This is a genomic window from Streptomyces sp. Y2F8-2 (genome assembly GCF_014905555.1).
Taxonomy (GTDB): Bacteria; Actinomycetota; Actinomycetes; order Streptomycetales; family Streptomycetaceae; genus Streptomyces; species Streptomyces cynarae.
This window is the reverse complement of record NZ_BNGS01000007.1, coordinates 346,152-365,626: the sequence shown is the minus strand read 5'-3', so window position 1 is coordinate 365,626 and position 19,475 is coordinate 346,152. Positions and strand designations below refer to the sequence as shown.

The 19,475-nt window shown below is 71.6% G+C and carries 16 protein-coding genes; 7 read left to right on the top strand and 9 right to left on the bottom strand.

Annotation, left to right across the window (positions count from 1 at the left end):
• Positions 1-42: 42 nt before the first annotated feature.
• Positions 43-2,844: a penicillin acylase family protein gene (locus SY2F82_RS24885; protein WP_200421391.1), complete on the top strand. Its 2,802-nt coding sequence runs from the start codon at positions 43-45 to the stop codon at positions 2,842-2,844.
• A 26-nt stretch (positions 2,845-2,870) separates the two neighbouring features.
• Here the strand turns inward: SY2F82_RS24885 and SY2F82_RS24880 are convergent, their stop codons facing one another.
• The gene (locus SY2F82_RS24880) at positions 2,871-4,214 is read right to left on the bottom strand and encodes a serine-threonine protein kinase (RefSeq protein ID WP_200421390.1); all 1,344 of its coding nucleotides are present in this window, start codon (positions 4,212-4,214) and stop codon (positions 2,871-2,873) included.
• Positions 4,215-4,301: 87 nt separating this feature from the next.
• On the bottom strand, positions 4,302-5,531 hold the full coding sequence (locus SY2F82_RS24875; protein ID WP_200421389.1) for an exo-beta-N-acetylmuramidase NamZ domain-containing protein: 1,230 nt from the start codon (positions 5,529-5,531) through the stop codon (positions 4,302-4,304).
• 149 nt (positions 5,532-5,680) lie between these two features.
• On the opposite strand from SY2F82_RS24875, the gene SY2F82_RS24870 reads away from it, so the two are divergent.
• From SY2F82_RS24870 to SY2F82_RS24860, 3 genes are all read left to right on the top strand, one after another.
• Positions 5,681-6,445: an SDR family oxidoreductase gene (locus tag SY2F82_RS24870; protein WP_200421388.1), complete on the top strand. Its 765-nt coding sequence runs from the start codon at positions 5,681-5,683 to the stop codon at positions 6,443-6,445.
• Positions 6,442-8,091 carry a class I adenylate-forming enzyme family protein gene (locus SY2F82_RS24865; RefSeq protein ID WP_200421387.1) on the top strand — a complete coding sequence of 550 codons (1,650 nt, stop codon included), beginning with the start codon at positions 6,442-6,444 and terminating at the stop codon, positions 8,089-8,091. The genes SY2F82_RS24870 and SY2F82_RS24865 overlap by 4 nt, the downstream gene beginning before the upstream one ends.
• Positions 8,092-8,153: 62 nt before the next feature.
• Entirely contained in the window at positions 8,154-8,747 is a 594-nt protein-coding gene (locus SY2F82_RS24860) for a TetR/AcrR family transcriptional regulator (protein WP_200421386.1), read from the top strand.
• A gap of 114 nt (positions 8,748-8,861) precedes the next feature.
• Here the strand turns inward: SY2F82_RS24860 and SY2F82_RS24855 are convergent, their stop codons facing one another.
• From SY2F82_RS24855 to SY2F82_RS24825, 7 genes are all read right to left on the bottom strand, one after another.
• Complete coding sequence (locus SY2F82_RS24855) at positions 8,862-10,076, bottom strand: acyl-CoA dehydrogenase (protein WP_200421385.1); 1,215 nt, start codon at positions 10,074-10,076, stop codon at positions 8,862-8,864.
• A 6-nt stretch (positions 10,077-10,082) separates the two neighbouring features.
• Positions 10,083-11,105, bottom strand: coding sequence for a phosphotransferase family protein (locus tag SY2F82_RS24850; protein ID WP_200421384.1), 1,023 nt, complete (start codon positions 11,103-11,105; stop codon positions 10,083-10,085).
• A 171-nt stretch (positions 11,106-11,276) separates the two neighbouring features.
• Positions 11,277-12,188: an MBL fold metallo-hydrolase gene (locus tag SY2F82_RS24845; RefSeq protein WP_200421383.1), complete on the bottom strand. Its 912-nt coding sequence runs from the start codon at positions 12,186-12,188 to the stop codon at positions 11,277-11,279.
• A 116-nt stretch (positions 12,189-12,304) separates the two neighbouring features.
• On the bottom strand, positions 12,305-12,628 hold the full coding sequence (locus tag SY2F82_RS24840) for a DUF202 domain-containing protein (protein WP_200421382.1): 324 nt from the start codon (positions 12,626-12,628) through the stop codon (positions 12,305-12,307).
• On the bottom strand, positions 12,625-13,017 hold the full coding sequence (locus tag SY2F82_RS24835; protein WP_200421381.1) for a YidH family protein: 393 nt from the start codon (positions 13,015-13,017) through the stop codon (positions 12,625-12,627). The genes SY2F82_RS24840 and SY2F82_RS24835 overlap by 4 nt, the downstream gene beginning before the upstream one ends.
• Before the next feature lie 37 nt (positions 13,018-13,054).
• Complete coding sequence (locus SY2F82_RS24830) at positions 13,055-13,573, bottom strand: NUDIX hydrolase (protein WP_200421380.1); 519 nt, start codon at positions 13,571-13,573, stop codon at positions 13,055-13,057.
• Positions 13,574-13,650: 77 nt separating this feature from the next.
• Positions 13,651-14,544: a DMT family transporter gene (locus SY2F82_RS24825; protein ID WP_200421379.1), complete on the bottom strand. Its 894-nt coding sequence runs from the start codon at positions 14,542-14,544 to the stop codon at positions 13,651-13,653.
• 366 nt (positions 14,545-14,910) lie between these two features.
• Here SY2F82_RS24825 and SY2F82_RS24820 point away from each other — a divergent pair, with 366 nt between their 5' ends.
• From SY2F82_RS24820 to SY2F82_RS24810, 3 genes are all read left to right on the top strand, one after another.
• Entirely contained in the window at positions 14,911-16,566 is a 1,656-nt protein-coding gene (locus SY2F82_RS24820; protein WP_200421378.1) for an FAD-binding dehydrogenase, read from the top strand.
• Positions 16,567-16,780: 214 nt separating this feature from the next.
• Complete coding sequence (locus SY2F82_RS24815) at positions 16,781-17,734, top strand: hypothetical protein (protein ID WP_200421377.1); 954 nt, start codon at positions 16,781-16,783, stop codon at positions 17,732-17,734.
• A 91-nt stretch (positions 17,735-17,825) separates the two neighbouring features.
• Positions 17,826-19,376 (top strand): APC family permease, encoded by a 1,551-nt coding sequence (locus tag SY2F82_RS24810; RefSeq protein WP_200421376.1) that lies wholly within the window; start codon positions 17,826-17,828, stop codon positions 19,374-19,376.
• Positions 19,377-19,475: the final 99 nt, after the last annotated feature.

The following is a 19,475-nucleotide window of genomic DNA, read 5'->3' as shown; positions in this document are numbered from 1 at the left end:
TTCGCTCGAGCAGGGGGACCCCCATCGTCGGGAGGAGCTGCCATGCCACGGCGCACCCCACGCACCGCCCTCGACAGACTGAGAACTCCTCGCAGAACCCCCAAGTTCCTCAAGACCGCGTCGATATGCGTGCTCATCGCGGGCCTTTTGTCCCCGGCCGCCGCGGCCACCGCCCAGGCGGCCACGGGCGCCGCGGAGGCGGCCGCCTCGAACGACTACTGCGGCGGCCGGTGTTCGGACATCCTCCCGCCCGGCGAGAACGGCAACGCCACCCTCGCCCAGATCCTGCTCAACCAGGCCTTCGGCACCCAACCCGCCCACGCCGAGGACCAGCTCGGCCCCTACGCCAACCTGGCCACCGGCTACTCCACCCTCACCGACGCGAAGATCAACAACTTCTTCAACGACGCCTCGTTCGGCGTCCCGTCCGACCAAGTCGCCTCCACCGAGAAGCCCGCCGGCCGCGGTGACGTGACGATCGTCCGCGACAAGAAGACGGGTGTCCCGCACATCACCGGTACCACCAGGTACGGCACGGAGTTCGGCGCCGGGTATGCCGCGGCTGAGGACCGGCTGTGGCTGATGGACGTCTTCCGGCACGTGGGCCGCGGACAGCTCACCTCCTTCGCGGGCGGCGCCGCCGCCAACCAGGGCCTCGAGCAGGAGTTCTGGCGCAACGCGCCCTACACGGAGGCCGATCTGCAGGCCCAGATCGACAACGCGGTGGCAGCCGCCGGCGACCGCGGAAAGCAGGCCCTCGCCGACGTGAACGCCTACCTGGCCGGCGTCAACGCCTACATCGACGCCTCCGACTCCGGCCGCTACTTCCCCGGCGAGTACGTCCTGACCGGCCACAAGGACTCCATCACCAACGCCGGCACCATCGAGCACTTCAAGGTCACCGACCTGGTGGCGCTCGCCTCCGTCATCGGCGCGCTGTTCGGCTCCGGCGGGGGCGGCGAGGTCAACAACGCGATCTCGCTGCTGGCCGCCCAGTCCAAGTACGGCGTGGAGGAGGGCACCAAGGTCTGGGAGTCCTTCCGCGAGCGCAACGACCCCGAGGCCGTCCTCACCGTCCACGACGGCGAGAGCTTCCCCTACGCGACCAGGCCGTCGAGCCCCCAGGGCGAGGCGCTGCCCGAGACGGGCTCGGTGACCCAGGAACCGCTCGTCTACGACCGCACCGGCAGCGCGGCGACCTCGAGCGCGACCAGCGCCTCGAAGACCGCGGCCACCACCGCCCTCACCTCCGCCAAACGCGGCATGTCCAACGCCCTCGTCGTGAGCGGCAGGTACACCGCGAGCGGCCACCCCATCGCCGTCTTCGGCCCGCAGACCGGCTACTTCGCGCCCCAGCTCCTCATGCTCCAGGAGATCCAGGGGCCCGGCATCAGCGCCCGCGGCGCATCCTTCGCGGGCCTGAGCATGTACGTCGAGCTCGGCCGCGGCCAGGACTACTCGTGGAGCGCGACCACCTCCGGCCAGGACATCATCGACACCTACGCGGTCGAGCTGTGCCAGGACGACTACCACTACCTGTACCACGGCACCTGCACCGCCATGGACAAGGTCGAGCAGAAGAACTCCTGGTCACCCACGACCGCCGACTCGACCCCGGCCGGCTCCTACACCATGCGCGTGTGGCGCACCAAGTACGGGCCCGTGGAGTACCGCGCCACGGTCGGCGGCAAGAAGGTCGCCTACACCACCCTGCGCTCGTCCTACCTGCACGAGGCCGACTCGATCATCGGCTTCCAGATGCTGAACGATCCCGACTACGTCAAGGGCCCGAAGGACTTCCAGAGCGCGGTCCAGCACATCAACTACACCTTCAACTGGTTCTACGCCGACTCCCAGCACACCGCGTACTACAACAGCGGCGACAACCCGGTGCGGGCGAGCGGTGTCGACGCCGAGTTCCCCGTATGGGCGCAGGCGGCGTACGAGTGGCGCAACTGGGACCCGGCGACCAACACGGCCGACTACACCCTGCCGTCCCAGCACCCCAACTCCGTCGACCAGGACTACTACATCTCCTGGAACAACAAGCAGGCCAGGGACTACACGGCCGCTCCCTGGGGTGAGGGCTCGGTCCACCGCGGCAACCTGCTCGAGGACCGGGTGAGGAAGCTGATCGCGGCCGGCGGGGTGACCAGGTCGTCGCTGGCGAAGGCGATGGCGGACGCGGCTCTCGCGGATCTGCGCGCCGAGGACGTGCTGCCGAAGCTGCTGAAGGTCGTCAACAGCAGTACGGTGACGGACCCCACGGCCGCGGCGGCGGTCAGCAAGCTGCAGGCCTGGGTGACGGCGGGCGCCAAGCGCACGGAGACCTCGGCGGGCTCCAAGACGTACGCCGACGCCGACGCCATCCGCATCCTGGACGCCTGGTGGCCGCTGCTGGTGAAGGCCGAGTTCCAGCCGGGTCTCGGCAGCGACCTGTACACCGCCTTCGGCGACAACCTGCCGATCGACGAGTCCCCGTCGGCCGCGCACGGCCCGACCGGCTCGCACGCCGGAAGCTCCTTCCAGTACGGCTGGTGGAGCTATGTCGACAAGGACATCCGGGCGGTCCTCGGGGAATCGGTGCAGGGCCCGCTCGCGCAGAAGTACTGCGGCGGCGGCAGCCTGAGCGCCTGCCGGGACACCTTGATCAGCACGCTGAAGCAGGCGGCGGGCATGACCGCGTCCCAGGTCTACCCGGGCGACGACCAGTGCTCCGCCGGTGACCAGTGGTGCGCCGACTCGATCGTCCAGCGCACCCTGGGCGGCATCAAGCACGGCAGGATCAGCTGGCAGAACCGGCCGACGTTCCAGCAGGTGGTCGAATACACCTCGCACCGGTAGGCCGGGAGGTGACGTGCGGCGGCGGGTCAGCCCACCCGGCCCGCCGCCAGCACCACCCGGGCCAGCTCCGGATGCACGATGTCGCTGTGCGCGCCCGACGGCGGACCGCCGTGGCAGACCACCGCGCAGGCGTCGACGTTGACGCAGCCGGACGCCGGCAGTCCGCCGCCGAGCGCGTCGGCGAGCGTCAGGCTGCGCGTGCCGTCCACCGCCTGGATCCCGTCGTGCCCCATCGCGCCCCACCGGGGGCCGAGGAGCCGGCCGATGTCGAAGTCCGCCGTGAAGTCCCCGGTCAGCGACCGGTCGTCGTCCGCCATGCGGGACGCCAGCGGGTAGAGCGTGCCGAGCGCCGAGTCGAAGTGGGAGTAGCAGCACACCAGGGGACCGTCGACCCGGTTCTGCTGCCCGTCCAGCACCCCGCTCGTATGCGGGTCCTCCGGCAGCCGGGCCGCGAAGGCGTAGTGCGAGAAGGCCCCCTGCAACAGCGTCACCGACTTCACCGTGCGCACGCCCTCCGGCAGCCCGCGCAGCGCGAACGACACCAGCCGCCCTCCGAAACTGTGCCCGACCAGGTGCACCCGCACCCCCGGCGCCGCCTGCGCCAGCTGCCCGACCACCTGCCCGAGCCCCCGCTCGCCGACCGTCCCCGCGCGCCGCTTCATCGCGTAGTACGTGGCCTGTCTGAGCAACTCGCGCGCCCCGTCCCACACCCCCTTCGGCGTGAACGAGAACCCTTCCGGGGACTGCCCGCCGGCCGACTGGACCTGCTCCAGCGCCCGCGCGAAGCTCCGGCACACCTCGGCCGTGTCCCCGGTCAGCATCCCGGGCCCGTCCTCGGGCGCCCCCTGCGCCAGGGTGTCCGCGGCGAACGCGGCCTGCGGCCCCTGCGGCCGCACCTCCACCAGCAGTCGTACCAGCCGCCCGAACTCCTCCAGCGAGGCACCGTCGTCCGGGTGCTGCTCCAGCAGCCGTGAGAGCTGCTCCACCACGGTCGCACGGCCGGGGAACACCTCGTGCAGCGCGTGGCGGCTGTCCTTGTCCAGCAGCGGAGCGGCCGGCACCTCGGCCGCGACCGACGGCGGGAAATGGGGGATCGGCTCGTCCGCGAACATCATCGACGGCCAGATCACGCCCACGTACCCGAGGCGGGCCCTGGGCGCGATCAAGGGCACCGGCGCGAAGAAGCTGCTGTAGAGCCGGGTGGCGCCGGAGCGCTGGTTGTTCCAGCCGTGCGCGCAGACCAGCAGGTCGCGTACTCCCCGCCGCGTCACCTCCGCGAGCAGCCGGTTCCGTTCCGGCCCGTCGACGTCGCCGTCCGCGTCGAAGGTCAGCTCCCAGTAGGGACTCACACTCACTGCCGGTACCGCCATGACGAGCCCCCTTGCCCCGAGGTCGAGCGCGCTGCGCGCAGTGCGCGCATCGTCCTGCGGGCGGGCGCGATTGGCCATACGTCACGCTCATCCGTACAGCAGGTACTCCCTCCGGATCCGCCGGAAGGCGGCCAGCTCGTCCTGCCACGCGGCCACCACCTCGTCGGCCGTGGCGCCGGCGTCGATCATCGTGCGCACCCGCGCGGAGCCCGTGAGCTTGTCGATCCAGTCGTCGGAGCGCCAGGCGAAACCGCTCCACACCTTCTTGGCGGTCACGAGCAGCGCGATCCCGGTGCGGACGGGGTCGTAGGCGGCCCGGTCGTACACATGGATCTGCACTCCACCGATCGTCTTCCCCTGGAACTTGGAGAAGGCGGGCGCGAAGTACGCCTCCCTGAAGTGCACGCCCGGCAGTCCCAGTCGCTCCGCTTCCGCTGCCCACCGGCCGTCGACGCCCTCCGCGCCGAGGAGTTCGAAGGGGCGGGTGGTGCCGCGTCCCTCGGACAGGTTCGTGCCTTCGAACAGGCACGTCCCCGAGTAGACCAGCGCCGTGTCGGGTGTCGGCATGTTGGGGCTCGGCGGCACCCAGGGCAGCCCGGAGGCGTCGTAGAAGTCGGACCGCCTCCAGCCGGTCATCGGCACGGTGTCGAGCGGGACGGGCGTGGTCAGGAACTCCCCGTTGAACAGCCGCGCCAGCTCCGCGACCGTCATCCCGTGCGCCTGTGCGATCGGCTGCCGGCCGACGAAGGTCGCGAACTCCCTGTGCAGCACCGGGCCGAGGGCGGCGCGTCCGGTCACCGGGTTCGGCCGGTCGAGGACCATGAACCGCTTGCCGGCGAGCGCGGCGGCCTCCATGCAGTCGTAAAGCGTCCAGATGTAGGTGTAGAAGCGGGCGCCCACGTCCTGGATGTCGAAGACGACGGTGTCCACACCGGACGCGGTGAAGATGTCGGCGAGCGGCCGGCCGCTCTTCAGGTACGTGTCGTATACGGGGAGCCCGGTCGCCGGGTCGTCGTGGCGGCCCTCCGATCCGCCGGCCTGGGCGGTGCCGCGGAAGCCGTGCTCGGGGCCGAAGACCGCGGCCAGGTCCACCCGGGGGTCGGCGTGCATCACGTCCACGATGTGGCGCACGTCCCTCGTCACACCCGTGGGATTGGTCACGATGCCGACCCGGCGGCCCGCCAGCGGCGCGTAGCCGTCCGCCGCCAGCCGTTCGAAACCGGTGCGCAGCCGCCTGCCGCCGGCCCGGGACGCTGCGGGGAACGGCACGGTCGCCGCCGTGGTGGCGGCGAGCAGCCCTCGTCTGGACAGCCTCATGCGATGACCTCCCTGCTCGATGGAACTGTCATGCCCGCGTAATGGCTGGCGAAGCAGCCTCTTCCCTCGTTACATACCGACTGGTTAGTCTGGCCGCCGTGCAGAGCCGACGGCAGCAGAGCCGGTGCGTGTCGCGTCGAAGGAGACCGATGGTGGAAGCCGTACAGGGTGCGGGAGTGGTCGTCACCGGGGCGGGAGGAGGCATCGGGGCCGCGCTGGCCCGCCGCTTCGCCGCAGAGGGGGCCCGGGTCGTCGTCAACGACCTGGACGCCGAGAAGGCCAAGGCCGTGGCCGACGGGATCGGCGGCATCGCCGTCCCGGGCGACGCGTCCGCGATCGTGTCCGAGGCGCGGGACGCCCTCGGCGGCACCATCGACGTCTACTGCGCCAACGCGGGCCTCGCCTCCGGCGGCACCGAGGCCGCCGACGAGGAGGTCTGGGCGCGGGCCTGGGACGTGAACGTGATGGCCCACGTCCGCGCCGCCCGAGAACTCCTGCCGGCCTGGCTGGAGCGCGGCGCCGGCCGGTTCGTCTCGACGGTCTCCGCCGCCGGACTGCTCACCATGATCGGCGCCGCCCCCTACAGCGTCACCAAGCACGGCGCGTACGCCTTCGCCGAGTGGCTGTCCCTGACGTACCGCCACCGCGGCCTGAAGGTCCACGCGATCTGCCCCCAGGGCGTCCGCACCGACATGCTGACCGCCTCCGGCAGCGCAGGCGACCTGGTGCTGGCACCGACCGCGATCGACCCCGAGGACGTCGCCGACGCCCTGTTCAAGGGCATCGAGGAGGACCGGTTCCTGATCCTGCCGCACCCCGAGGCCGCCGCCTACTACCAGGCGCGCGCCACCGACCCGGACCGCTGGCTGACGAGCATGAACCACATCCAGCAGAAGTGGGAGGCCGGCCGGTGACCGCCTCCCGCTACGCCGCCAAGCCCTGGCTGGCCCTGCTCGACGATGCCCAGCGCGCCCCGATCAGCCCCGCCGACTCGCTCCCGCACGCCCTGCGCCAGGTGCCCGCGGACCGAACCGCCCTGGCCTACTTCGACGGCCGGATCAGCTACGCCGAACTGGACGCGCTGACCGACTCCGTCGCCGGGTTCCTCGCCTCGCGCGGTGTGGAGCGCGGCGACCGGGTCGCGATCCTGCTGCAGAACTCCCCGCACTTCGTGCTGGCCCTGCTCGGCGCCTGGAAGGCCGGCGCCACCGTCGTGCCCGTCAACCCCATGTACAAGTCGGGGGAGGTCACGCACGTCCTGAAGGACGCCGAGGTGACCGCCCTGGTGTGCACCGACCGCGCCTGGGAGTCGTACCTGCGGGACACGGCCGCCGCATCGCCCGTGCGGATCGTGCTGACCGCCTGCGAGCGGGACCTCCAGACCCGTGACGACGCACGTGTGCTCACCTTCGAGCGGCTGGAGCAGGCCGCCGACGCCGACGACCTGGTCACCGTCGCCCGGCAGGGCCACAAGGCTCCCGAGGGCCGCGACGTGGGCCCGTCCGACATCGCGCTGATCAGCTACACCTCCGGCACCAGCGGCACCCCCAAGGGCGCCACCAACACGCACGGCAACATCATGTACAACGCCGAGCGGCAGCGCACGGGCCTCGGCCTGCCCGAGGCGCCCGTCTACTTCGCGCTGGCACCGCTGTTCCACATCACCGGGATGGTGTGCGAGCTGGTGGCCTGTCTCACCAGCGGCGGCACACTCGTCCTCGCCTACCGGTTCGAGCCCGGCGTCGTCCTCGACGCGTTCGCCGAGCACCGCCCGCACTACACCGTCGGCCCCTCCACCGCCTTCATGGCGCTCGCCGCCCACCCCTCCGTCACCCCGGACCACTTCTCCTCCTTCCGGGTCATCTCCTCCGGTGGCGCGCCGCTGCCGCCGGCCCTGGTGGAGAAGTTCCGGGCCGGCTTCGGGCCGTACATCCGCAACGGCTACGGCCTGACCGAGTGCACCGCACCCTGCGCCTCGGTCCCGCCCGGTCAGGAAGCCCCCGTGGACCCGGTCTCCGGGACCCTGGCGGTCGGCGTGCCCGGACCGGACACGGTCGTCCGCATCGTCGACGAGAGGGGCGAGGAGGTGCCGTTCGGCGAACAGGGCGAGATCGTCGTCCGTGGCCCCCAGGTCGTGCCCGGCTACTGGCGGCGCCCCGAGGCCACCGCCGAGACCTTCCCGGACGGCGAGCTGCGCACCGGCGACATCGGGTTCATGGACGAGCGGGGCTGGCTGTACGTCGTGGACCGCAAGAAGGACATGATCAACGCTTCCGGCTTCAAGGTGTGGCCGCGCGAGGTGGAGGACGTCCTCTACACGCACCCGGCGGTGCGCGAGGCGGCCGTCGTGGGGGTGCCGGACGGGTACCGCGGCGAGACCGTCAAGGCGTACATCAGCCTGCGCCCGGGCGCCGAGACGGACCCCGACGCGCTCGCGGCGTACTGCAAGGAGAGACTGGCCGCCTACAAGTACCCACGCCAGGTGGAGATCCTGCCCGAGCTGCCGAAGACGGCGAGTGGCAAGATCCTGCGTCGGGAACTGCGTTCCCGCCGGGAGTGAACGACCCGAGAAAAGGCGAAGACGCCCCAGTGGTTTCATCATCGGAAAGGCAGGTGGCGGCAGTGCCCAGAACGACGGACGGGGACGGGACGCCGGTCCCGCAGCGGCTTCTGGCCGCCGCCACGCGGCTCTTCGCCGAGCAGGGCTACGACCGCACGTCCGTGCAGGAGATCGTCGAGGCGGCAGGCGTCACCAAGGGTGCGCTCTACCACTACTTCGGCTCGAAGGACGATCTGCTGCACGAGGTGTACGCACGCGTGCTGCGTGTCCAGCAGGAGCGGCTGGACGCCTTCGCGGAGGCCGACGAGCCGGTGGAGAAGCGACTGAGGGACGCGGCAGCCGACGTCGTCGTCACCACGATCGAGAACCTCGACGACGCGATGATCTTCTTCCGGTCCATGCACCACCTCAGCCCGGAGAAGAACAAGCAGGTCCGCGCGGAGCGGCGCCGCTACCACGAGCGGTTCCGCGCGCTGATCGAGGAGGGTCAGAAGGAGGGGGTGTTCTCCACCGCCACCCCGGCCGACCTGGTCGTCGACTACCACTTCGGCTCGGTGCACCACCTGTCGACCTGGTACCGCCCCGACGGCCCGCTCAGCCCCCGGGAGGTCGCCGACCACCTGGCGGACCTGCTGCTGAGGGCGCTGCGGCCGTAGCCCGTCGACGCACATGGGGTGATCGACGCACATGGGGTGATCGACGCGCACATGGGGTGATCGACGCACATGGGTGAGGGGCGGACGCCACGGCGTCCGCCCCTCACCCACGTCTCACAGGTACTTCTTCAGCTCCCGCCGCGCCAGCGACCGCTGGTGGACCTCGTCCGGTCCGTCCGCGAGCCGCAGGGTGCGGGCCGCCGCCCAGAGTTCGGCCAGCGGGAAGTCCTGGCTCACCCCGCCCGCGCCGTGCAGCTGGACCGCCTTGTCGATGATGTCGACGACCGTGCGCGGAGTGGCGATCTTGATGGCCTGGATCTCGGTGTGCGCGCCCTTGTTGCCCACCGTGTCCATCATCCACGCCGTCTTCAGCACCAGCAGCCGCAACTGCTCCACGGCCACGCGCGCGTCGGCGATCCAGTTGTGCACCACGCCCTGCTGGGCGAGTGCCTTGCCGAACGCCGTACGGGACACCGCCCGCCTGCACATGAGCTCGATCGCCCGCTCCGCCATGCCGATCAGCCGCATGCAGTGGTGGATACGGCCCGGGCCCAGCCGCGCCTGGGCGATGGCGAAGCCGCCGCCCTCCTCACCGATCAGGTTGGCGACCGGCACGCGCGCGTGGTCGAAGACGACCTCGGCGTGGCCACCGTGGTAGTGGTCCTCGTAGCCGTACACCTGCATTGCGCGCTTGACCGTGACACCCGGCGTGTCGCGGGGGACCAGCACCATGGACTGCTGGCGGCGGATGTCCGGTCCGTCCGGGTCCGTCTTGCCCATCACGATGAGGATCCGGCAGTCGGGGTTCATCGCCCCGGAGATGTACCACTTGCGGCCGGTGATGACGTACTCGTCGCCGTCCCGCTCGATGCGCGTGGTGATGTTCGTGGCGTCCGAGGAGGCCACCTCCGGCTCGGTCATCGCGAACGCCGAGCGGATCTCCCCGGCCAGCAGCGGCTCCAGCCACTGCTTCTTCTGCTGCTCGTCGCCGAACTGCGCGAGGACCTCCATGTTGCCGGTGTCGGGCGCCGCACAGTTCGTCACGGTGGGCGCCAGCTGCGGGGAGCGGCCGGTGATCTCGGCGAGCGGGGCGTACTGGAGGTTGGTGAGCCCCGCGCCGTACTCGGCGTCCGGCAGGAAGAGGTTCCACAGCCCCTGCCGGCGCGCCTCGGCCTTCAGCTCCTCGACGACCGGCGGGGTGTCCCACGGCGAGGCGAGCCGCGCGCGCTGCTCGTGGGCGACGGCCTCCGCCGGATAGACGTACTCGTCCATGAAGGCGAGCAGCTTGGCACGCAGCTCCTCGGTGCGCGCGTCGAACGCGAAGTCCATGACGGATCAGCCTTCCTGCAGGGTGGTCAGGCCGTGCTCGATGAAGACGGGCACCAGCTCGCCGATGCGGTCGAAGCCCCGCCCGACCGTCTGGCCGAGCGTGTAGCGGTAGTGGATGCCCTCGAGGATCACGGCGAGCTTGAACCAGGCGAACGCCGTGTACCAGGAGACGGCGGAGACGTCGCGCCCCGAGCGGGCCGCGTACCGCTCGATCAGCTCGGCCGGATCGGGGTGACCCGGGGCCTCGGCGGTCGTGGAGACGGGGGAGTCGGGCGTCCCGAGCGGCACGCTGTACATCACCAGCAGACCCAGGTCGGTCAGCGGGTCGCCGAGCGTGGACATCTCCCAGTCCAGGATGGCGGTGATCCTGTCGTCGTCACCGAGGAGAACGTTGTCCAGGCGGTAGTCGCCGTGGATCACGGCCGGCGCGGGGGAGTCGGGCAGTGCGCGGCCGAGCGCCGCGTGCAGCTCGTCGATGCCGGGCAGTTCCCGGTTGCGGGAGGCGTCCAACTGCTTGCCCCAGCGGCGCAGTTGGCGGTCCAGGAAGCCCTCCGGGCGGCCGAAGTCCGCAAGACCCACCGCCTCGGGGTCCACCGCGTGCAGCTCGACCAGCGTGTCCACCAGGCCGAGGATCGCGTTCCGGGTGCGCTCCGGGCCGAGCGGCGCGAGCTGCTCGGCGGTGCGGTAGGGGGTGCCCTCGACGAAGTCCATCACGTAGAAGGGGGCGCCGAGGACGGACTCGTCCTCGCACAGCAGCACCGGACGCGGCACCGGCACCGGCGTGGCGTGCAGGGCGCTGATCACCCGGTGCTCGCGCCGCATGTCGTGCGCGGTGGCCAGGACGTGGCCGAGCGGGGGACGGCGTACGACCCACCGCGCCGTGCCGTCCGAGACGGCGTAGGTGAGGTTGGACCGCCCGCCCTCGATCAGCCGCCCGGTCAGGGGGCCGTTCACCAGGCCGGGCCGCTCGGCGTCGAGCAGGCCGCGCAGCCGGCCGAGATCGAGACCCGGCGGGTGGTCTGGGCTCATCATTGCTCCTCACGTGCGACGTGCGCGGAAAACAGGACCTGCCTCATGATGCCGACCGGTCGGTATGTAGTCCAGTGGGCGGGGCGAACGTGATCGGCGCCACGGTGCCATCGTGGCGCCGGCGGTCATGGGTGTCACGGCGGCGGGGCGCCGCCGTGACCCGACGCGGCCTCACGCGTGGCTGGCCATCATCTCCCCGCCGTTCATGACCGCCATGTCCCGGAACGCGGGCAGCGGATCCACCGGCGCCCCCTCGGCCAGGCCGTCCAGCTCGGCGTAGGCACGGTGCAGGTTGGCCACCAGCCGCTCGCTCTCCCGCCACTCGGCGAACTCCCCGAGATCCGTGGACCGCGCCGCCTCGAGCGGCGTACGGCCCGCCGCGTGGTGCTGCTGCGCGACCTCGGCGACGAACCGCAGATAGCGCTCCGTACGGTCGAACGCCGACGGATCGGTCACCGGCCCGTGCCCGGGCACCACCGTCTCGGCGCCGAGCGCGCGCAGCCGTTCCAGCGCGCGCAGGGAGCCGCTGAGCGAGCCCATCAGGAAGAACGGCGTGCCGCCCTCGAAGACCAGGTCGCCGGTGAACAGCACGCGCCGGTGCGGCAGCCAGACCACCGAGTCGCCGACGGTGTGCCCCACGCCGGGGTGGATCACCTCGGCGTCCACCGCGCCCGCGTGCACCGTCGTGTGGTCCCGGTACGTCAGGTCGGCACCCTGTATGCGGACGTCCCCGTAGTCGATCGTGGGCCAGATCAAGGGCAGGTTGTGCCCGGCGGCGAGCGCTTCCCGGCGGCAGTCGGCGTGCGAGACGATCATCGCGGCCGGGGCGAAGAAGGCGTTGCCGTAGGTGTGGTCGCCGTGGTGGTGGGTGTTGACCACGACCCGCGGCGCCGGGGCGCCGGTCGCAGCGATCGCCGCGCCCAGGGCACGGGTGCGGCGCTCGGTCGCGGTGGTGTCCACCAGCAGGGTGGCCGTCCCGTCGCTCACGAACCCGGCGTTGTTCAGGCACCAGCCGCCGTCCGGCTGGACATAGGCGTGTACGTCGTCGGCCAGTGCGACCGTGTACGGCTCAGCCGCGGCCATGGAACCCCCTGTCGTGTTGCCAACTGGTGCGGGACAGCCTGCCAGTCGCCAACGAGCCTCCCCTGCCGGGGGTTCCTCTTGCGTCCTCGATCTCTTGCGGTCCTCGGTCGGTGCCTTCAGAACACCAGGGCCGCCGCGCACACCGCGAGCGCGGCCGTGCACAGGGTCGCGGCCGCGGCGTGGCGGGGCGTGAGCCGCGGGGGGCGGCCGGGCTCAGCGGTCGCCAGGGCGTGGATGCGGCGCCCGGCCAGAGCCAGGAAACCGAGCCAGAGCAGGCAGCACAGCGCGACGGCGACGAAGCCGCCCGTCGTCCTGCCGTGCAGTGCCGTCTTCGCGGCCAGGACGGCGGCCACCGTGCAGGACAAGGTGGTACGGCGCCATGCGAGCCGGGTGCGCTCCGGCTGGAGCCCCGGGTCGCGCTGACCGGCCGGGGCGCTCATCCGGCCCAGCCGACGAGCACGACCACCACCATGGCGACGGCCACCACGGCGATGGCGAGGCTGAGCACCGCCGGGAAGCGGGAGGCGGGAAGGTCCTCGCCGCGCCGCATCGCCCGCTCGCAGCGCACCCAGTGGTTGACGGCCCGCAGCGAGCACAGCACCCCCGAGCCGAGCAGCGCGAGGGCGAGGCCCACGCGCCAGGCCCAGCGCAGGCCGGGCAGGAACTGGTCGACGGCGAAGCCGCCGCCGATCAGCGCGAGCGCGGTGCGCAACCAGGCCAGGAACGTGCGCTCGTTGGCCAGGGAGAAGCGGTAGTCGGGCGTACGGCCTTCCTCACGGACCTCCTGGGGCGCGAACCACAGCCGGACGTTCCGTACGAATTCGATCACGGAAGGACCCTACCGGGGGTGCCGTGCCACGCCACGTTCAGTCGGTGGACCGGCGGTACTCCTTGAGCCGCCGGTACGCGGCGAGCCCGTCCGGGACCCACTCCCACTGCGACAGCCGCCGTTCCACCTCGTCCTCGGGCAGGAAGGCGTGCCAGGCGACCTCTTCCGCCTGGGGGTTCACCGGAAGGTCGCAGCGGACCTGGTAGACCGAGGACCACCAGGTCCGTCCGGCGCCGTCGTCGTACAGGAACTTGAACAGCGGCTCGGGCCGGGGGAGCCCGCTGACGCCGAGTTCCTCCTCCGCCTCGCGCAGGGCGGCGTCGTCGTAGGTCTCTCCCGCGCCCACGACGCCGCCGACGAACATGTCGTAGAGGGAGGGGAACACGAGTTTGGTCGGGGTGCGGCGGTGCACGAAGACCCGCCCGTCGCCATCGCGCGCCAGCACGAACACGCACCGGTGCCGCAGCCCCCGTGCGTAGGCCTCGCCGCGCGGCGACCGCCCGACGACCCGGTCGTCCTCGTCCACGATGTCAAGAAGCTCATCAGCGGCACTCATACGGCCATCCAACCAGGCGCTCCCGCGCGCGGGCCGCCGAGGACGGCGCTCTTCCCCCGCCGCAAGGGGCCGCGGCCTCACCCCGGCTGCAGGTCCTTCTCCCGTTCGACCTCGCCCAGCCCCGGCGGCATCGCCGGGTGCAACCCGAGCAGCACGATGCCCAGCACGATCGCCGCGAGACCGGCCGCCTCCCAGGCGAGCGCTCCCGTGTCGGTGCGCAGGCGGTCGCCGAGGAAGCCTACCCCGCAGGCGATCCCGGCCAGCGGCTGGGCCGCGGTCAGCGCCGGCAGGGACATCCGCAGCGGAGCCGTCTCGAACGCGCTCTGCACCAGCACCAGTCCGGTCACCCCCAGCACCAGCACCACGTACGGCTGCCAGCCGGTGATGAACTCCGTCCATCCGCCCGTCGTCAGACGCTGCCCGCTGACCCGGGTGAGCGCGTCCTGCACGCCGTACAGCAGACCGGCCGCCAGCGCCAGCAGCAACGGTCCGATGATCATCCGGGACTTCTTCGCATACGTCGTCAGCGCCAGCGCTGCGCCGACCATCGCCCCGATGATCAACCAGTGCCGTACCGGATCGGTGACCGCGTCGCCCGCTCTGGGCCGGCCCGCCACGATGAACGCCGTGACACCCCCGGCCAGCAGCACCAGACCGGCCCAGCCCTGACGGCCCAGCGGCTGCTTGGTCTGCCAGCGGGAGAGGGCGAGCGCGAACAGCAGGTTCGTGGCGACCAGCGGCTCGACCAGCGAGATCTCGCCCTGGGACAGCGCGACCGCGCTGAGGATCATGCCCGCCACCATCAGTCCGATACCGCCGAGCCAGCGCGGCACCCTCATCAGGTCCAGCAGCAGCCGGGGGGAGAGGAAGTCGCTGAGCGGTGCCTGCTGGGCGGCGTTCTGCTGCAGGACGAACCCGGTGCCCAGACAGAAGGCCGCGCTCACGGCGAGAGCCAGAACCAGTACCGACACGCTGCGTACCTCAATGATTCAGCGGGGTCACGGGATGCGTATCACGCTGACTGTAGCGCTCCCGGCTGTGACCTGTCCGTGCTTGACAACTTCTCGGCACGCTCCCGCCCGTACGACACGCCGGGTGTCCCGCACCCCCGCCCGGCGCCGGGAAGGCCCCAACAACGCTGCCGGGGCCTCCTTTTCGCCCCAGGTGAGCATCCGCTGCCGCACGGCGGCGCACGCGTCCGCGCGGCGGACGACGTGAGTTTGCCGACAGCGGCGAGTACCCGGAAACACCCGGTTGACGCCGTCACTCCTGTGCCGAAGGATCTGACCCGTCAGTAACAAGGAACGGACTGGTCGTCACCGCGAGAGGACGGGCGCATGGCCTACGACGCTGATGTCATCGTGATCGGGGCAGGCCTCGCCGGGCTCACCGCGACCGCCGAACTGGTGGACGCCGGCCGGAAGGTCATCCTGCTCGACCAGGAACCCGAGCAGTCGATGGGCGGCCAGGCGTTCTGGTCCTTCGGGGGCCTCTTCTTCGTGGACTCCCCGGAACAGCGCCGCCTCAGGATCCGCGACAGTCACGCGCTCGCCCTCCAGGACTGGATGGGCACGGCCGCCTTCGACCGTCCCGAGGACCACTGGCCGCGCAAGTGGGCCGAGGCGTACGTCGACTTCGCGGCGGGCGAGAAGCGGGCCTGGCTGCACGGGCAGGGCGTGCGCTTCTTCCCGGTGGTCGGCTGGGCCGAACGCGGCGGCTACGACGCCACCGGGCACGGCAACTCCGTCCCCCGCTTCCACATCACCTGGGGGACCGGGCCCGGGGTGATCGCCCCGTTCGTGCGGCGGGTGCGGGCCGGCGTCGCGCGCGGCCTCGTCGAACTGAAGTTCCGTCACCGCGTCACCGGTCTCACGCGCAGCGCGGGCACCGTCGACACCGTCACCGGCGAGATCCTGGAGCCCTCGGACGCGCCGCGAGGCAAGGCCAGCAGCCGCACGGTCACCGGCGCCTTCGAACTCCGGGCCCAGGCGGTGATCGTCACCTCGGGCGGTATCGGCGGCAACCACGACCTGGTCCGCGCCAACTGGCCGAAGCGCCTCGGCAACCCGCCGGAGCGCATGGTCTCCGGCGTGCCCGCGCACGTCGACGGCAGGATGCTCGGCATCGCCGAGGAGGCGGGCGCCCGCCTGATCAACCGCGACCGCATGTGGCACTACACCGAGGGCCTGCACAACTGGAACCCCGTCTGGGACAACCACGGCATCCGCATCCTGCCCGGTCCGTCCTCCCTCTGGCTGGACGCCCGCGGCCGGCGGCTGCCCGTCCCGCTCTTCCCCGGCTTCGACACCCTCGGCACGCTCGAGCACATCATGAAGACCGGGTACGACCATACGTGGTTCGTCCTCGACCAGAAGATCATCGGCAAGGAGTTCGCGCTCTCCGGCTCGGAGCAGAACCCCGACCTCACCGGCAAGTCGGTCCGGGACGTGATCGTGCGGGCGCGCGCCGACGTGCCCGGGCCGGTGAAGGCGTTCATGGACCACGGCATCGACTTCGTCGTCGAGAAGGACCTCGGCGCGCTGGTGCGCGGCATGAACGCGCTCACCAAGGAACCGCTCATCGACGAGGCCGAGTTGCGCCGCGAGATCGTCGCGCGCGACCGGGAGATCCTCAACCCCTTCACCAAGGACCTCCAGGTGACCGCGATACGCGGAGCCCGCCGCTTCCTCGGCGACCGGCTGATCCGTACGGCGGCACCGCACCGCATCCTCGACCCCAAGGCGGGCCCGCTGATCGCGGTGCGCCTCAACATCCTCACCCGCAAGACGCTCGGCGGCCTGGAGACCGACCTGTCCTCCCGGGTGCTGACCGAGGGCGGCGACCCGCTGCCGGGCGTGTACGCGGCCGGGGAGGCGGCGGGCTTCGGCGGCGGCGGGGTGCACGGCTACCGCTCCCTGGAGGGCACGTTCCTCGGCGGCTGCCTGTTCTCGGGACGCACCGCCGGACGTGCGGCGGCCAAGGCGGTCGGCTGAGCGGGGCGGTGGGCCGAGTGCACGCGGGGCGGGAGCGGTGGCACCCCGACCTCCGCCCCGCGCGCTCGCCCAAGGTGCGTCTTCAACACCCTTGTGCGGAAGCACCGTTGACACGTGTAGGAGATGCGGTACGCCCTTGACGCACACCGCAGGCGGACGGTTTGCTGTGCGGGACCGCACTCTGACGAGCCGCGTTCGGTAAGGAATCACCGCGGTGCCACCCCCACCCCCACCGGCGTTCGGCCGTGCCCGCAAGCGCGCGGACCGGCTCTTCGACGCCGCGCTCGACGACACCGAACTCATCGCTGCCCGGGCTTCGCTCGCCCGTGGACGATGGGCGACCGTGCGCGCCCTGCTCGCATCGACCCACGACGACTGGGACCGCCGCGGCCACCGCGTCACCGTCCTCGCCCAGGAGCCCACGGCGCTCGCCTGGGCGCGCGACTGGCAGCTCGCCGAACCGGAGTCGCCCTGCGCCGCCGTCCTCGTCGCCCACGCCGTCGTCCACCGCGCACTGAACGGCAAGGAGAGCCCGGACGCGGCGCGTGAGGCCTGCCGGGCGGCCGCCGCGCTCGCCCCCGAGGACCCCACACCGTGGCTCGGCCTGCTGATCCTGGAGCGGTCGCTCGGCACCGAGGAGGACGTGGTCCGCCTCTTCGACGAGGTGCGCGCCCGCTACCCGGACCACCACCACGCGCACCACCTGGTGGTCGCCCGGCTCGCCGAGCGCCGCGCCGACGCCGGCCAGGACCCGCTGCACGAGGTCTACGACTTCGCCAACTGGGCCGCCGAACAGGCACCCGCCGACTCGCCGCTCGCCATCCTCCCGGTCGTCGCGCACGCCGAGCGCTACCGCGTGCTGGCCGCCACGGGCAGCGAGCCACCCGACCCCATGGCCTCCGGGCACTGGGTGGGGCGGCGCGCCCGGCAGGTGATGAAGGCGGCGTTCGACTGGTGGCTGGAGTGGGAGCGCGACGACCACCCGCGCCGCCATGTCGACCTCAACTTCCTGGCCCACGCCAAGTACTGCGAGGGGCGGGGCGCCGAGGCCGCCGCCCTGTTCCACCGCATCGGGTCGTACGCGACCCCGGCGCCGTGGTCGTACCCCGACCGTGACCCCTACACGGCGTTCCGTACGGCGCGCGACACGGCGTTGGGTACGGCGTGACGACACCGACGGTCCCGAAAGTCCGGAAAGTCCCTGAAGTCCCGACAGTCCCGACAGTCCCGTCCAAGGAATCCGAAAGGACAACCGCGCGATGACGACCGGCAGTTCGAGCACGAGCAGACCGGCCGCCGCCGACGGCGGCGCCATCCCCACCTTCAAGGGGCAGGAACGCGCTCTGCGCGCCGACCGGCTCGGCACGGCGGGCCTGCTGCTGTCCGTGCTGGCGGCGACCGCCCCACTCATGGTCGTCGCAGGTGTCATGCCCACCACATTCGGGGTGATGGGCATCGTCGGCCAACCGCTGCTCTTCGTCGTCCTCGGTGTGGTGCTGGTCCTGTTCTCCTTCGGATACGCGGAGATGAGCCGCCACGTCCACAACGCGGGCGCGTTCTACGCGTACATCTCCCGAGGGCTCGGCGGCACGGCGGGCGCGGCCGCGGCGGCGGTGGCCCTCGTCGCCTACAGCGCGCTGCAGTTCGGGATCTACGGCATCTTCGGCTTCGAGGTCTCGGGACTGTTCGCCACCTATCTGGACGTCCAGGTGGCCTGGTGGATCCCGGCACTGGCGGCCGTCCTCGTCGTCGGCACGCTCGGCTGGCTGAAGATCGACGTCAACGCGCGTGTGCTCGGCGTCCTGCTGCTGATCGAGGTCGCGCTCGTGGTGATCTTCGACGTGGCGGCTGTCGCCGATCCCTCCAAGGAGGGCCTGTCCCTGCACGCCTTCAACCCGGACACCCTCACCGGGGCGGGCGTCGGCACCGCGCTGTGCTTCTGCATCGCCGCCTTCACCGGCTTCGAACAGGCGCCGGTGTACGCGGAGGAGACCAGCCGTCCGCACGTCCTGGTGCCCCGTGTCATGTTCCTCGCGATCGGCTTCGTCGCCGCCCTCTTCGCGATCAGCTCCTGGGCGCTGACGGTCGCCGCCGGGCCCTCCCAGATCGTCCCGGCGGCACAGAAACAGAGCGCAGGGCTGCTGTTCTGGCTGACCGAGTCCCTCCTCGGGCACACCTTCACGGACGTACTGCACGTACTGTTCGTGACCGGCATGTTCGCGGCGCTCCTCAGCTTCCACAACGTGGTCGCCCGGTACGCGTTCGCCATGGGCCGCGAGGGACTGCTGCCGGCCGCCTTCGGGCGGACGACCGGCGCGAGCGGGGCCCCCGGCACCGGCTCGCTGCTGCAGAGCGCGGTGTCCGCGGTGATCGTGATCGCGTTCGCAGTGGCCGACGACAAGCCGAACGGCGACCCGACCGCGCCGGTGCTGCACCTGTTCACCTGGTTCGGCAGCGTCGGAGCCCTCGGCGTCACCGTGCTGATGGTGGCCGCCTCCGTCTCCGTGATCGTCTTCTTCGCCCGCCGTGGCTCCGCCCGCGCCCAGGCCTGGCGGCTGGCCACCTCCGCGGTGGCAGGACTCGCCCTGCTGGGGATCGCCGCCTACACGGTCAAGGACTTCGACGTCCTGGTCGGCACGGGCCCGGACTCGGAACTCGGATGGCTGCTCCCCGCGATCATCGGCGTCGCTCTGCTGCTCGGCCTGGTCCAGGGCCTGCTGCTGCGCTCCCGCAAGCCCCAGGCGCACGCCCGCATCGGCCTGGGCAACGAGGCGTTCCGGCTGGAGAAGGCGGCGGAGTCGACGGCGTGACCGGCGCACATCGCTGATCCACCTCGTGGTCCGGCTTCCTGAGAACCCGGTGAGAAGTGGTGACGGAATCCTGACGGGCACCCGGTTCCCCTGGCATCG

What these genes read in the sequence shown, in the direction of transcription:
- SY2F82_RS24885 (WP_200421391.1), top strand. Translation starts at nt 43, where the DNA reads ATGCCACGGCGCACCCCACGCACCGCCCTCGACAGACTGAGAACTCCT.
- SY2F82_RS24880 (WP_200421390.1), bottom strand. Translation starts at nt 4,214, where the DNA reads ATGGCGGTACCGGCAGTGAGTGTGAGTCCCTACTGGGAGCTGACCTTC.
- SY2F82_RS24875 (WP_200421389.1), bottom strand. Translation starts at nt 5,531, where the DNA reads ATGAGGCTGTCCAGACGAGGGCTGCTCGCCGCCACCACGGCGGCGACC.
- SY2F82_RS24870 (WP_200421388.1), top strand. Translation starts at nt 5,681, where the DNA reads ATGGTGGAAGCCGTACAGGGTGCGGGAGTGGTCGTCACCGGGGCGGGA.
- SY2F82_RS24855 (WP_200421385.1), bottom strand. Translation starts at nt 10,076, where the DNA reads ATGGACTTCGCGTTCGACGCGCGCACCGAGGAGCTGCGTGCCAAGCTG.
- SY2F82_RS24850 (WP_200421384.1), bottom strand. Translation starts at nt 11,105, where the DNA reads ATGAGCCCAGACCACCCGCCGGGTCTCGATCTCGGCCGGCTGCGCGGC.
- SY2F82_RS24845 (WP_200421383.1), bottom strand. Translation starts at nt 12,188, where the DNA reads ATGGCCGCGGCTGAGCCGTACACGGTCGCACTGGCCGACGACGTACAC.
- SY2F82_RS24840 (WP_200421382.1), bottom strand. Translation starts at nt 12,628, where the DNA reads ATGAGCGCCCCGGCCGGTCAGCGCGACCCGGGGCTCCAGCCGGAGCGC.
- SY2F82_RS24830 (WP_200421380.1), bottom strand. Translation starts at nt 13,573, where the DNA reads ATGAGTGCCGCTGATGAGCTTCTTGACATCGTGGACGAGGACGACCGG.
- SY2F82_RS24820 (WP_200421378.1), top strand. Translation starts at nt 14,911, where the DNA reads ATGGCCTACGACGCTGATGTCATCGTGATCGGGGCAGGCCTCGCCGGG.
- SY2F82_RS24810 (WP_200421376.1), top strand. Translation starts at nt 17,826, where the DNA reads ATGACGACCGGCAGTTCGAGCACGAGCAGACCGGCCGCCGCCGACGGC.